The organism is Microbulbifer sp. SH-1, from assembly GCF_011326135.1.
GTDB classification, from domain to species: Bacteria; Pseudomonadota; Gammaproteobacteria; order Pseudomonadales; family Cellvibrionaceae; genus Microbulbifer; species Microbulbifer harenosus.
This window is the reverse complement of sequence record NZ_CP046948.1, coordinates 25,214-37,912: the sequence shown is the minus strand read 5'-3', so window position 1 is coordinate 37,912 and position 12,699 is coordinate 25,214. Positions and strand designations below refer to the sequence as shown.

Here is a 12,699-nt window from a genome sequence, read left to right as displayed (position 1 = left end):
CGGCGAACCCGCCGCGCAGTTAGCGGAACTCACTATGCCGACGCTCAAAGCGCTCCACCTCGCCAAGCAGTACAAGAAGCGCAAGGTCGTTAAGGATGTCTCGGTGAGTGTGTCCAGCGGCCAGGTGGTCGGCCTGCTCGGCCCCAACGGCGCCGGCAAAACCACCTGCTTCTACATGATTGCCGGTCTGGTGCAGGCCGACGCCGGCCAGGTAATGATCGACCAGGAAGACATCACCGGCCTCTCCATGCACGGCCGCGCGCGCAAGGGCATCGGCTACCTTCCGCAGGAAGCCTCGGTGTTTCGCCGCCTGTCGGTAGAAGACAATATTCTCGCCATTCTCGAGACCCGCCGGGATCTGGATCGCAGCCAGCGCCGCCAACAGCTGGAATCACTGCTGGAGGAATTCCACATCACCCATATCCGCGAAAGTCTCGGTATGGCGCTGTCCGGCGGTGAGCGGCGCCGGGTGGAAATCGCCCGCGCACTGGCCACCAACCCCGCTTTCGTATTGCTGGATGAACCCTTCGCCGGTGTGGACCCCATCTCCGTGAACGACATCAAGCAGATCATCCGCCACCTCAGGGACCGCGGTATCGGCGTGCTGATCACCGACCACAATGTGCGCGAGACCCTCGATATCTGCGAGACCGCCTACATCGTCAGCGAGGGTCACATCATCGCATCCGGCGACCCCAAAGATGTGGCCGAGAACAAACAGGTGAAAGACGTCTACCTGGGACACGAGTTCACCATCTGACGCCATCCGGGTGAAATCATCAGCATTTCACCCCGGAATACCGATTCCCATCACAATTCTGACCGAAGCGACCGAAACAGATAACTCTTTCGGCACGCTTATTGCTTGTTTTCGCACCCCTTGCCACTTGTGTTCCGCACTACCCCGGGGTAGTCTGCAGGCGATGAGCAATCTGCCGCCGCACAAGCATCAAATGTGTCGCAGCGGCGCAACGCCAGCATTTTATATCGGCACACCCCCTATGAAGCAGTCACTCCAGTTAAAACTCGGCACTTCGCTGACAATGACGCCGCAACTGCAACAGGCGATCCGCCTGCTGCAGCTGTCGACGCTGGAGCTGCAACAGGAAATCCAATCCGCCCTCGACAGCAACCCGCTGCTGGAATCGGACTTCGACGAGCACGCCGGCGAGCAACTGCAGGAGCAGAACACCCCCGCTACCATTGAGCACCAGGCCCACGATGGCGCCGAAAGCAACCGCGAAAGCCTCAACGGTGAATCCGAGTCCAGCGCCGACGGCGACTGGAACAGCGATATCCCCGATGACCTGCCGGTAGACACCCGCTGGGACGACATTTACACCAACAGCAGTCACGCTGGAGGCGAGGGCGAGGAATACGCGCTGGAGCAGCGCAACGCGGCGGTGGAGAGCCTGCAGGACCACCTGCTGTGGCAGCTGAACCTCACTCCACTGACCCCGATCGACAAGCTGATCGGCGAGACCCTGATCGACGCCATTGCACCCAATGGTTTTCTCGACATCAACATCGAAGACCTCGCAGCATCTTTGGATGTGGACGTGGAAGAGGTGCTCGCGGTACTGAAAACCATCCAGCAGTTCGAACCGGTGGGCTGCGGCTCCCGCGACCTGCGCGAGAGCCTGCTGCTGCAATTGCGCCAGTTGCCGGAAAACACCCCCTGGCTGGCGCAGGCGCTGGTCGTGGTAGGCCAGTACCTGGATTTATTGGGCAAGCGCGACTTCCGCCAGCTGAGCCGTCGCACTCGCCTCAGCGAGACCCAGCTCGGCGAGGTGATGCGCCTGATTCAGACCCTCACCCCCTATCCCGGCGAGGCCTTCGGTGGCGAGGAACCGCAGTACGTGGTGCCGGATGTGATCGTCAGCCGCCGCGACCAGCGTTGGCTGGTGGAGCTGAATCCCGAAACCACACCCAAATTGCGCATCAACGACGCCTACGCCGCGCTCATTCGTCGCGCCGACAACTCTGCCGAGAACAACTACCTGCGCGACAATCTTCAGGAGGCGCGCTGGTTCCTGAAAAGCCTCCAGAGTCGCCACGAAACCCTGCTGAAGGTGGCAAGCTGCATCGTCGAGAAACAACAGGGCTTTTTCGAGCTGGGGCCTGAGGCCATGAAGCCCATGGTGCTGGCCAACATTGCCGAGACCATCGGTATGCACGAGTCCACCATCTCGCGGGTAACCACACAGAAGTACATGCTCACGCCCCGCGGTGTGTTCGAACTCAAGTATTTCTTCTCCAGCCACGTGAGCACCGACTCCGGTGAGGACGCGTCTTCCACCGCCATCCGCGCCCTGATCCGCAAACTGGTGGACGCCGAACAGCCGCGCAAGCCGCTGTCAGACAACAAGATCACTCAGGAACTGGACAAGCAGGGCATCCAGGTGGCGCGCCGCACCGTGGCCAAGTATCGCGAGTCCATGGGCATACCCTCATCCAGCGAGCGCAAACGGCTGGTGTAGGTCGACCATCCGCGACGCGCAAGTCACAATTTGCTGTCGCAGGACTACTCTTCGTTCAATTTCTGCCCGACCAATACCCGTACATTGAGTGTATCCTTCCATTCTGGCGCACTTCCTAGTAGGGTTGCCGCCCTGTGCGGGGGTGCGACCGGTTTGTGTTGTACCCGATGAGGAGAAATCCATGCAGATCAACATCAGTGGCCACCATGTAGACCTTACCCCGGCCATTCGCGATTACTGCCTGACCAAGCTGGACAAGCTCTCCCGCCACAATGACCTGATCACCAACGCCCAGGTCATACTTTCCGTCGACAAACTTATCCAGAAAGCAGAAGCGCGGGTTCATGTGAACGGCAACAAGGACATTTTTGCCGACTCGGAATCGGAAGATATGTACGCGGCGATCGACTCGCTCACCGACAAACTCGACCGGCAGCTGCTGAAACACAAAGAGAAATTACGCAGTCACCGCTAGACGTTACCCCCGGGAAACGGCTGGCCTGCACTGTCAGATCACCAGTAAGTTATGACATTGGAAGCATTACTCTCTCCCCGCCTGAGCCTGTGCCACCTGGCGGGGAGCAGCAAAAAAAAGCTATTGCTCAACATCGCGCAGGCGATCTCAGAACAATACCCCGACCTGGATTCCGATACCGTCTTCAACCAGCTGGTGGCCCGGGAGCGCCTGGGTTCAACCGGCATTGGCGAGGGGGTCGCCATCCCCCACTGCCGCCTGCCCGGCTGCGAGCGCCCCATCGGCGTCCTCTGCACCACTTCACCTGCGGTAGATTTCGATGCCATCGACCGCCAGCCGGTGGATCTGTTGTTTGCCCTGCTGGTTCCGGAGGATTCCGACCAGGAGCACCTGGATACGCTGGCAGAAATCGCCGCCCTGTTCAGCGACAGCCGCGTGCGCGACAAGCTGCGCGAAGCCACCACCAGTGACGAGCTCTACGCACTGGCCATCAACAGCGCGGCGGCGGCATAATAGCCCTCGACCTTGTCCGCCGCCCGGCCGCCACCGGACGGCTGCAGATAACCATCCCGGGCAGCGGCCTGCGGCAGCGCCCCTCGCCCTACTGAATCAGCAAGGAGCGCTTGTTCTATGCGACTGGTGATCATCAGCGGCCGCTCTGGCTCAGGAAAAAGCTCTGCCCTGGAACTGCTGGAAGACGTTGGCTTCAACTGCATCGACAACCTCCCCGCCAGCCTGTTGCCGGAGCTGATTCGCCGCGTCACCGAGCACCCCCCCCAGGAAACCACCCACCTGGCCCTGGGTATCGATGCCCGCAATCTCTGGCACGATGTGCGCCAGGCTCCCCGGGTTATCAACGAATTGCGCGAAAGCGGCATCGAGTGCGACGTCATCTATCTGGACGCCCGCTCGCCGGTGCTGGTGCAGCGCTTCAGCGAAACCCGCCGCAAGCATCCCCTCAGCGACAGCCGCACCCACCTGTTGGAAGCCCTCAACCACGAGAAGGAGCTACTCGCCCCGCTGGCGGCCATGGCCGACCTGGTGATCGACACCAGCAGCCTCAGCCTGCACCAGTTGCGCGACCAGGTTAAAACCCGCGTAGTGGGCAAAGACTCCCCGGGCATGGCGATCCTGTTCCAGTCCTTCGGGTTCAAACACGGTGTACCGGTGGACGCGGACTTGGTGTTCGACCTGCGCTGCCTGCCTAACCCCTATTGGGTCGCAGAGCTTCGCAACAAAACCGGGCTCGATCCGGAAGTGGCGGAGTTTCTGCGCGCACACGACGAGACCGAGGAAATGCAGCGCGACATCACCACATTTCTCGAGCGCTGGCTGCCCTCATACCAGCAGAGCAATCGCAGCTATACCTGCGTCGCCGTCGGCTGTACCGGAGGCCGCCACCGCTCGGTGTACATGGTGGAACAGCTGGCCAAGCACTTTTCCAGCGAATTCAAGAACATCCAGGTCCGACACCGCGAGCAGCAGAAATAAACCGGTCTCACACGCCGGGAATTGCCATAAAAGAACAACATCAGCACACACAGCGCCAGAACAACCCTATGCAGAAAAGCCGCATTACCATCATCAACAAACTCGGGCTCCACGCCCGCGCCGCCAGCAAGCTCGCCCAGACCTGCGCACGTTTTTCCTCGGACGTGAAGGTGCACTGCCAGGGCAAGGCGGTGGATGGCAAAAGCGTGATGGCACTGATGCTGCTGGCGGCCGGTAAGGGTGTTGAGCTGGAGCTGGAAGTCTGCGGTCGCGATGAAGACGCCGCGCACGAAGCCATCTGCACACTGATCAACGATCGCTTCGGTGAGGGCGAATAACACTCTGCATGATTTCGGCCTGAGCGCCGGTATAATGCCGCCACCCGCCGTTCCCCCCTGATCAGGTATCCCCGTGCCCAACCCCGTCACCGCCGACATTAATTTCCACGCGCAGAATCAGCTCGGCGAGCTGTATGCGGCGCTGGACAGTGGCACCGGGCGCGAAGTGCAGCGGATGCTGCAATCCCTCTCCCCCCAGAGTATTGCCCAGCTGCTGGAAAGCTCCCCTCCGCGCATTCGCCAGGTGCTGTGGAAGCTGATCGACCGGGAAGTCGAGGGCGAGGTTCTGCAGGAGCTGGCGGACGACGTCAAAGCCCAGATCCTCTCCATCATGGACACCGAAGAAATGGTGGCCATTATGGAGGGCCTGAACGCAGACGACATCGCCGACATACTCCAGCAATTGCCGGAGCGGGTAATGGCGGAAGTACTCTCCGCCATGAGTGAGAGCGACCGCCAGCGGGTGCAGAGCGTACTGGCTTACGACGAAGAGACCGCCGGCGGCCTGATGGACACGGACACCGTCTCCGTGCGCCCGAACCTCACCCTGGATGTGGTGCTGCGCTACCTGCGCCGCCACGAGAAACTGCCAAAATCCACCGACAACCTGTTCGTGGTCAGCCGCCAGGACAGGTTCATCGGCCTGCTGCCGCTGACACGGCTGCTCACCGCGGACCCATCGGTTACCGTGCGCGAGATCATGACCACAGACGTGGAACCGATTCCCGCAGACATGCCGGACTACGAGGTGGCACAACTGTTCGCCAAGTACGACTGGATTACCGCACCAGTGGTGGATGAAAACAACCGCCTGCTCGGACGTATCACCATCGACGATGTGGTGGACGTGATCCGCGAAGACGCGGACCACTCGCTGATGAGTCTCGCCGGTCTCGACGAAGAGGAAGACACCTTCGCGCCGATAAAACGCACCGCGCCGCGGCGCTCCATCTGGCTCGGGATCAACCTGCTCACTGCGCTGCTGGCGTCCTGGGTCATCAACCTGTTCCAGGGAACCATCGACAAGGTGGTGGCACTGGCGGTACTGATGCCTATTGTGGCCAGTATGGGCGGCGTGGCCGGCAGCCAGACGCTGACGGTGATCATCCGCGGCATGGCGCTGGGCCAGGTTGGGCGCAGCAACCTGCGCTGGCTGCTGTCGCGCGAGATCGGCACCGGCGCCTTGAACGGGATTTTGTGGTCGTCGGTCATGGGCGGGATCGCCGCACTGTGGTTTGGGGATCTGCGTATCGCGTGGATTATCATTGCGGCCATGGCGATCAACCTGGTCACCGCCGCCTTCGCCGGCACCCTGCTGCCGGTTGCGCTGCGGGCCCTGCGCATAGACCCCGCGCTGGCGGGCGGCGTGGTACTTACCACGGTGACGGATGTGGTGGGTTTCCTTTCCTTTCTCGGCCTTGCGACCTGGTTTTTCGCCTGAGGCGGGCCGCTGAACTTTTGCCATTCAGAGAATGTACATGCACAACTCCGACGACTTTCAGAATCATGAAGAATTTGATGGTGACCAGCCCAAGAGCAAGACGCGCCTCAAGCAGGAAATGCAGCAGCTGCAGGACCTGGGCAAGCGGCTGACCGAACTCAACGCTACCAAACTGGCGGAAGTGCCGATGGATGCGGAATTAGAGGACGCCATCGCCACCTTCCACCGCATCAAGTCGCACGAGGCCAAACGTCGGCAGCTGCAGTTCATCGGCAAACTGATGCGCGATGCGGATGTGGACGCGATCGAGGCCGTGCTGAACCGCCACAAGGAGCAGGATTTACAGCGCCTGCGCTTTGATCGTCTGGCGGAGGAGTGGAGAGACCGCTTACTGGATCAGGGCAATGAGGCGCTGAGCACGTTTTTCAACGAGCACCCGAGCGCCGACCACCAACAGCTGCGCAACCTGCTGCGCGAAGCCGGCAAGGAAAAAGCCAGCAACAAGCCACCAACCAACCAGCGCAAGCTGTTTCGCTATCTGCGGGATTTTTTCGTGCAGGAAAGCTGACCGCGGCTATCGGCAGCCGCGCCCCCGAAGACCTCCGCCAGCTCCGCAACCACAATGTCGATGACCTCCGGGTTCTGGGGCACCCAGCGATGGAGACTGACGGATACCTGGTATGCGCGACCAAAAGGCAGGCGGGAGCTGGAGTTCGGCACGATGGTGGCATCGTAGGGCGTCCAAATGGAAACCGGAGCGGCGTCTTCCAGCACCGCCGCATCCCTGTTCAGGTTGCTCAGGAACTCACTGCCGATGCGCAGCTGACGCCCGCCCTTATAGGGCAGGAGATGGGCCCACAGGCTGCCAAAGTGCGGGCTCGAGAGGGCAATGAACTTGTGCACATTGGCGGTGCCGCCCAGCCGCTGCAAATAGTAGCGCGCCACGATCCCGCCCATGCTGAACCCCACCAGCGCACAGGTCTCGCCATTGCGGGTTACTTCCGCCACCAGATCCCGCAACTGCAAGGCCATCGGCTCCATCCCATACCAGCCGCTGTTGGCCTTCAGCTTGATGGTGTGTGCGGTAAATCCCGCCTGCCCCAGGGCGCGCTGCATCCTGAGCATTGACTTACCCCGGTCGAAAATCCCGGGAATCAGTATGGCAACCCGGCCTTTTGGCATTTTCGTATCATCCAGACGCGAGCGATTTGCTCTCCGCTACCCCGTAAGACTAGAACGCAATTACCCGGTGCACGCCTCAGCCTCTGTCACAAGCTTTCCCGCCGGTGCGTTTTCCACCGGCTTCGGCAGCGGCTTGATCAGCACCAGCAGCAGCGGCAACAGGGTCAGGGAACCCAGCAGCGCCGCGGACATGGCGAGCGCGGTCAGCAGGCCGAAATAGATCGACGGCACAAACTTGGACAGCGCAAGAATCGAGAAGCCGGCAATGATGGTAATCGCGGTGTAGAACATAGCGCGACCGATGGTCGCGTGGCTGCGGTGCATGGTCGCCACATAGTCCCCGTCTTTCGCAAACTCCTCGCGAAAGCGGTACAGGTAGTGGATCGCGTGGTCCACGCCGATGCCCACGGTGATCGCCGCAATAGTGATGGTCATCATATCCAGCGGGATATTCGCAAGCCCCATACCGCCCAGCACCACACAGGCAGCCAGCATATTCGGCACCAGCGCGATGACCGACAGCCACAGCGAGCGGAACAGCACCAGGAACATCAGCAGAATGCCCGCGAATACCGCTCCCAGGGTCAGGATCTGTGACTTGAACAGGCTCTGCAGCATGTTGTTGTACAGCACAAGCATGCCGGTCTGGCGAACATTCTCCGACGCGATACCCATGTCATTTTCCACATAGCTGTAGATTCGCTGGATCAGTTCGTCGCGGCGCAGGTTTGGATCGGTTTCCATCACCCGCATGGTGATGCGGGCCTGCTGGTCTTGTGGTGACCAGTAAGGGTTTACCAGCACCTGGTTGATCTCCTCCGGCAGACTCTGGCGGGCCACCGCCAGCTCAAAATCATTGAGGCCGCCATCGTTCAGGTCCTTGGCCACCTTGTACAGGGTGGCGAGGGACTGCACCTTGCCGATCTCAGGCTGTGCTTCGAGGAAATCGTGCAGCTGTTCAATCTGGTTCAGGCCAGCCACGGTAAACCAGTAGGGGTCCGGCCCTTCGCTGGCAGATGCGCCGGAAGAGAATGGATCGTCGGCGGCAAACGGGTCTTCCTCGGCCAAGTCTTCACCCGCGGCCATCTCATCGCCACTTGCCGCTGCGGAGAACTCTTCGTCAGACGCCCCTTCAGCACCGTCAAAATCGGCACCAAATGGATCGTCTTCCGCGTCCAGTTCCGGTACCGCCTGCTCTGGCCTGTTCAACACCACGTCGAGACTGATGGTACCGCCGAGGCGCTGGTCAATCACCAGCATGCCCTGATAGATCTCGGTGGAGTCGTCGAAGTAGTCGATAAAGCGGTTTTCCACTTTCAGGCGGGTGATGCCCACTACGCTGATCACCGCCGCCAGCGCGGCCACGCCCAGCACAATGCCCTTGTGGTTTTCAGTAAAGCGTGAGAATACCTGGGTAAACGCGTGGGAGTTGTCCTCGCCCAGGCCGCCATCGCGTTTCTTCAGCAGCATCAGGCTGGCGGGCAGGATCAGGAAGGAAAGCACCAGCGCCAGCGTCACACCGATGGTCATCATCCAGCCGAAGTCGATCACCGGGCGGATGCCGCTGACCACCAGGGAGATAAAGGCCACCATCGTGGTGAGGCCGGTGTACATGCAGGGCTTGGCCATGAACGCCACAGTGGCAGAGGCCAGCTGGAAGCGATCCCACTCCGGGTGCTCGGCAAAGTACTCCCGATAGCGCACCGCCAGGTGAATGGTGATGGCCAGGGTAATAATCAGCAGCAGAGCCACAAAGTTGGCGGAGATCACCGTCATGCGCCAGTCGAGCCACGACAGCAGTCCCAACATGATCACGGCAGTGGTCACACAGGTAATGAGCGGCAACAGAACCCAGCGGGGCTGACGGAAAATCAGCAGCAGGGTAATGACAATAAACGCCAGAATACCCGCACCGAACACCACCAGGTCGCTCTGAATAAACGCGATCATGTCCGAGGTGATCATGGTGAGGCCGCCGAGGAACAGCTCGGCATTGCCGTCGTAGTGCGCGAGGATTTTCCGTACTTCCTTCACCCGTTCGCGCGCCGCCGCTTCCTGGGCGGTGCGGTGTTGCAGGTATTCCGCGGTAACGGTTTCCAGACGCTGGGTCTGTTCCGCACTCAAACCGTCGCTGTTGCGCAGGCGGCGCAGGGCGTCGCGTTCGCGCACCAGATCCAGCCCTTCCCTGTCCAGCTCCAGGTTGAGCATCATGGCGGTAGTCTCGCCATCAGGGCTCAGAATCAGCTCTTTGTAGATCGGGCTTTCAAGAAACTCGCGGCGCACCAGATCCTTTTCGGTTCCGGGAGAGGACAGGGTGCGGATACCGTCGGCCACGTCGGTGATGGACAGCTTGGGACTGTACAACAGCGGTACGTTCAGGATCGACTGCACGCCGGTAACACCATTCACCATAGCCAGCTCGTCCTGCAGCCGGCGCATGGTCGCCAGGGATTCCTCGCTGAACAGGTCGCCATCTTTATAGCGGTAGGTGACCACCAGAAAATCGCCGGAGTTGTAGCGCTCGGAAATTTCGCGGAAGAAATCCAGCGAGTCGTCGGTTTCCAGAGTCAGGGAGTCCGCCGAGGCATCCAGCTTCAGCCGCGGCAGGCCCGCGGCAGCGGTAATGGTCAGCAGCGCCACGAGAGCCAACACGATTTTCGGATGGCCGAGAATCAGTTTTTCGTACCAGGTCTTCAAGCCCAACAACATAATCAGTTCGCTTTTTCTAATACAAAAGAGGCACCGGAGGTGCAGCGTTTTTGGGAATACCCGCGGTTACTTGTCCACGTGGCCGAGATCGCGCTCGGGGAAAAGAATATCCCGCACTTTCTGTTTCAGTTCTTTCGGCCCCGGAAAGCCGCCATCGCGTTTTCGCTCCCAGACCAGCTGGTCGCCAATACGAATCTCGAATACACCGCCAGTACCCGGCTTCAGAGCCACCTGCTCCAGGTCTTCGGCAAAGGTGTACAGCAGCTCCTGCGCCATCCAGGTGGCGCGCAGCATCCAGTTGCACTGCACGCAGTAGTGAATGGTGACGGTCTTATCCATCACGCCCCCGTCCAAGTCAGTTTTCCGTGTTGCCCCAAGGGGGCAGCAGCGTTTGTTCAATATCCAGCTGGCTCAGTATCCGCGCCACCACAAAGTCCACCAGATCCTGCACCGACTGCGGCCTCTGGTAAAACCCCGGGCTCGCCGGCAGGATCACCGCACCCATGCGGGTCAACTTGAGCATGTTTTCCAGGTGGATTTCCGAATAAGGTGCCTCGCGGGGCACCAGAATCAGTTGGCGGCGCTCTTTCAACGCGACGTCTGCCGCCCGCTCGATCAGGTTGTTGGAGGCCCCACAGGCCACCGCCGACAGAGTGCCGCCGCTAGCCGGGCAGATCACCAGGCTGCTGGCGGCACCGGTGCCGGAGGCCACCGGCGAAAACCAGTCGCGCCTGCCAAACAGGATCAACTGGTCCTCCTCCGCGCCGTAGAGTTCCCGCAGATACGAAGCGGTGCGCTCTTCGTCTTCCGGCAGCATCACCTCGGTTTCGGTGTTGATCACGACCCGCGCGGCATCAGACAGCAGCAGCCAAACGCGCACCTGTGCCGCCAGCAGGCACTGCAACAAGCGCAGACCGTACTGGGCACCGGACGCACCGGTAATCGCAAGGGTGACGGTTTTGGAGTAAGTCGGCTCGGCCAAAGAAGTATCCGTTGCGCCCCGGAATGCGGGGCTATCCGCTGTGTGTCTGCTGCCCGTATTTGTGCTCAAGGGCACGGAGCAGCCGCTGGTGTACACCGCCAAAGCCGCCGTTGCTCATCACGATAACGTGACTGCCGGGGCTGGTCAGTTCAAGAACAGATTCTACCGCAGCGTCGATGCTGTGGAGAACCTTTGCCGGCACGGTGGAATGGTGAACCACCTCATCCAGAGACCAGTTCATCCCCTCCGGCTGGTACCAGAGCACCAGATCGGCGCCGGCGCAGGCCCGTGCGAGCTGCTCGCGGTGGTGCCCCATGCGCATGGTATTGGAGCGCGGCTCGATCAGCGCAATCACCCGCTCCGCCCCCACCTTGGCCCGCAGGCCGTTCAACGTAGTTTCGATGGCGGTGGGATGGTGGGCAAAGTCGTCGTAGACGCGAATACCCTGAATTTCCCCCAGGCATTCCATCCGCCGCTTGACCCCTTCAAAGGCGCCCAGAGCCTCCGCCGCGATGGCGGGCTCCACGCCCACATGGCGGGCAGCGGCAATGACGGCGAGTCCGTTTTTCACACTGTGCAGGCCCGTCTGCTGCCAGTTCACCGCAGCCACCGGCTTGCCTTCCAGCAGCACATCGAAACGGCTGCCATCGGCGGCGATATTCACCGCACACCAGTCGCCCAGGCGCACGCCATCGTCCCGCTCCACATCGAAACGCTGCACCTGGCTCCAGCACCCTTTGTCCAGTACCTGGGTCACCGCATCATCCTGCGCTGCCACCACCAGGCCGCTGGCGGGCACGGTGCGCACCAGGTGGTGGAACTGCTTCTGGATTGCCTCCAGGTCGTCAAAAATGTCCGCGTGGTCGAATTCCAGATTGTTGATGATCAGCGTGCGCGGGCGATAGTGAACGAATTTTGAGCGTTTGTCGAAGAAAGCCGTGTCGTACTCGTCTGCCTCCACCACAAAAAAGGGCGTGCCGCCGAGGCGCGCGGACACCTCGAAGTTCCGCGGCACACCGCCGATCAGGAAGCCCGGGGCCATGCCCGCAAAGTCCAACACCCACGCCAGCATACTCGCCGTAGTGGTCTTACCGTGGGTACCGGATACCGCCAGCACCCAGCGCCCGCCAAGAAAGTGGTCACACAGCCACTGGGCTCCGGAGGTATAGGGCAAGCCCTTATCCAGCACCGCTTCCACCGCCGGGTTTCCCCGCGACAGCGCATTGCCAATGATCACCAAATCGGGCGCCGGCTCCAGCTGCGCGGGGTCGTAGCCTTCCGTCAGCTCGATACCGGCGCGCTCCAGCTGGGTGCTCATGGGCGGGTAAACATTGGCATCAGAGCCGGTGACCTTGTGGCCTTCCGCTACCGCGAGCTGGGCCAGGCTGCCCATAAAAGTGCCGCAGATGCCTAAAATATGAATATGCATGCCAGTTTATTCACTCAGTTCGATGCTGTTGCAACAGTAGTGGGGAAGCTGCTGAGACTGTCGGTTCACGCAATCATTCCCTCAAATCCGGAGGCTTGACCCGCGCGAGATGAAGCCCGGTGCGCATTTTGCTTGTGTATATGGCAGCAGCGGATACTGCCAGCCATTTTCG

At 60.8% G+C, this 12,699-nt stretch carries 13 protein-coding genes; 8 read left to right on the top strand and 5 right to left on the bottom strand.

What is annotated here, in order from left to right; all coding sequences use genetic code 11:
- The first annotated feature begins 34 nt into the window (after positions 1-34).
- The 8 genes from lptB (at position 35) to yjgA (ending at position 6,793) form a co-directional block, all read left to right on the top strand.
- Positions 35-760, top strand: a complete 726-nt coding sequence (lptB, locus tag GNX18_RS00210) for an LPS export ABC transporter ATP-binding protein (RefSeq protein WP_138235799.1) — start codon at positions 35-37, stop codon at positions 758-760.
- A 241-nt stretch (positions 761-1,001) separates the two neighbouring features.
- On the top strand, positions 1,002-2,480 hold the full coding sequence (locus GNX18_RS00205; protein WP_166214708.1) for an RNA polymerase factor sigma-54: 1,479 nt from the start codon (positions 1,002-1,004) through the stop codon (positions 2,478-2,480).
- A 181-nt stretch (positions 2,481-2,661) separates the two neighbouring features.
- Positions 2,662-2,955, top strand: a complete 294-nt coding sequence (gene hpf, locus GNX18_RS00200; RefSeq protein WP_105101695.1) for a ribosome hibernation-promoting factor, HPF/YfiA family — start codon at positions 2,662-2,664, stop codon at positions 2,953-2,955.
- Positions 2,956-3,006: 51 nt separating this feature from the next.
- The gene (gene ptsN / locus GNX18_RS00195; protein WP_166214707.1) at positions 3,007-3,468 is read left to right on the top strand and encodes a PTS IIA-like nitrogen regulatory protein PtsN; all 462 of its coding nucleotides are present in this window, start codon (positions 3,007-3,009) and stop codon (positions 3,466-3,468) included.
- Positions 3,469-3,585: 117 nt separating this feature from the next.
- Positions 3,586-4,446 carry an RNase adapter RapZ gene (rapZ, locus tag GNX18_RS00190; protein WP_138235796.1) on the top strand — a complete coding sequence of 287 codons (861 nt, stop codon included), beginning with the start codon at positions 3,586-3,588 and terminating at the stop codon, positions 4,444-4,446.
- A 68-nt stretch (positions 4,447-4,514) separates the two neighbouring features.
- Positions 4,515-4,784 carry an HPr family phosphocarrier protein gene (locus tag GNX18_RS00185; RefSeq protein ID WP_138235795.1) on the top strand — a complete coding sequence of 90 codons (270 nt, stop codon included), beginning with the start codon at positions 4,515-4,517 and terminating at the stop codon, positions 4,782-4,784.
- A 73-nt stretch (positions 4,785-4,857) separates the two neighbouring features.
- A complete protein-coding gene (mgtE, locus tag GNX18_RS00180) occupies positions 4,858-6,225 on the top strand; it encodes a magnesium transporter (protein WP_138235794.1) in 1,368 nt (455 codons plus the stop codon).
- Positions 6,226-6,262: 37 nt separating this feature from the next.
- Entirely contained in the window at positions 6,263-6,793 is a 531-nt protein-coding gene (gene yjgA / locus GNX18_RS00175) for a ribosome biogenesis factor YjgA (RefSeq protein ID WP_138235793.1), read from the top strand.
- On the opposite strand, the gene GNX18_RS00170 is transcribed toward yjgA, so the two are convergent.
- The 5 genes from GNX18_RS00170 to mpl form a co-directional block, all read right to left on the bottom strand.
- Positions 6,760-7,407 (bottom strand): lipase, encoded by a 648-nt coding sequence (locus tag GNX18_RS00170; protein WP_166214706.1) that lies wholly within the window; start codon positions 7,405-7,407, stop codon positions 6,760-6,762. The genes yjgA and GNX18_RS00170 overlap by 34 nt on opposite strands.
- A gap of 60 nt (positions 7,408-7,467) precedes the next feature.
- Positions 7,468-10,116, bottom strand: a complete 2,649-nt coding sequence (locus GNX18_RS00165) for an RND family transporter (RefSeq protein WP_166214705.1) — start codon at positions 10,114-10,116, stop codon at positions 7,468-7,470.
- Positions 10,117-10,182: 66 nt separating this feature from the next.
- The gene (locus tag GNX18_RS00160) at positions 10,183-10,455 is read right to left on the bottom strand and encodes a SelT/SelW/SelH family protein (protein ID WP_138235791.1); all 273 of its coding nucleotides are present in this window, start codon (positions 10,453-10,455) and stop codon (positions 10,183-10,185) included.
- Positions 10,456-10,471: 16 nt separating this feature from the next.
- Positions 10,472-11,098, bottom strand: a complete 627-nt coding sequence (locus GNX18_RS00155) for a flavin prenyltransferase UbiX (RefSeq protein ID WP_166214703.1) — start codon at positions 11,096-11,098, stop codon at positions 10,472-10,474.
- A 31-nt stretch (positions 11,099-11,129) separates the two neighbouring features.
- Entirely contained in the window at positions 11,130-12,527 is a 1,398-nt protein-coding gene (gene mpl / locus GNX18_RS00150; RefSeq protein ID WP_166214701.1) for a UDP-N-acetylmuramate:L-alanyl-gamma-D-glutamyl-meso-diaminopimelate ligase, read from the bottom strand.
- Between the last annotated feature and the right edge of the window lie 172 nt (positions 12,528-12,699).

What these genes read in the sequence shown, in the direction of transcription:
- mpl (WP_166214701.1), bottom strand. Translation starts at nt 12,527, where the DNA reads ATGCATATTCATATTTTAGGCATCTGCGGCACTTTTATGGGCAGCCTG.
- lptB (WP_138235799.1), top strand. Translation starts at nt 35, where the DNA reads ATGCCGACGCTCAAAGCGCTCCACCTCGCCAAGCAGTACAAGAAGCGC.
- GNX18_RS00165 (WP_166214705.1), bottom strand. Translation starts at nt 10,116, where the DNA reads ATGTTGTTGGGCTTGAAGACCTGGTACGAAAAACTGATTCTCGGCCAT.
- rapZ (WP_138235796.1), top strand. Translation starts at nt 3,586, where the DNA reads ATGCGACTGGTGATCATCAGCGGCCGCTCTGGCTCAGGAAAAAGCTCT.
- GNX18_RS00205 (WP_166214708.1), top strand. Translation starts at nt 1,002, where the DNA reads ATGAAGCAGTCACTCCAGTTAAAACTCGGCACTTCGCTGACAATGACG.
- GNX18_RS00185 (WP_138235795.1), top strand. Translation starts at nt 4,515, where the DNA reads ATGCAGAAAAGCCGCATTACCATCATCAACAAACTCGGGCTCCACGCC.
- hpf (WP_105101695.1), top strand. Translation starts at nt 2,662, where the DNA reads ATGCAGATCAACATCAGTGGCCACCATGTAGACCTTACCCCGGCCATT.
- GNX18_RS00170 (WP_166214706.1), bottom strand. Translation starts at nt 7,407, where the DNA reads ATGCCAAAAGGCCGGGTTGCCATACTGATTCCCGGGATTTTCGACCGG.
- ptsN (WP_166214707.1), top strand. Translation starts at nt 3,007, where the DNA reads ATGACATTGGAAGCATTACTCTCTCCCCGCCTGAGCCTGTGCCACCTG.
- GNX18_RS00160 (WP_138235791.1), bottom strand. Translation starts at nt 10,455, where the DNA reads ATGGATAAGACCGTCACCATTCACTACTGCGTGCAGTGCAACTGGATG.
- yjgA (WP_138235793.1), top strand. Translation starts at nt 6,263, where the DNA reads ATGCACAACTCCGACGACTTTCAGAATCATGAAGAATTTGATGGTGAC.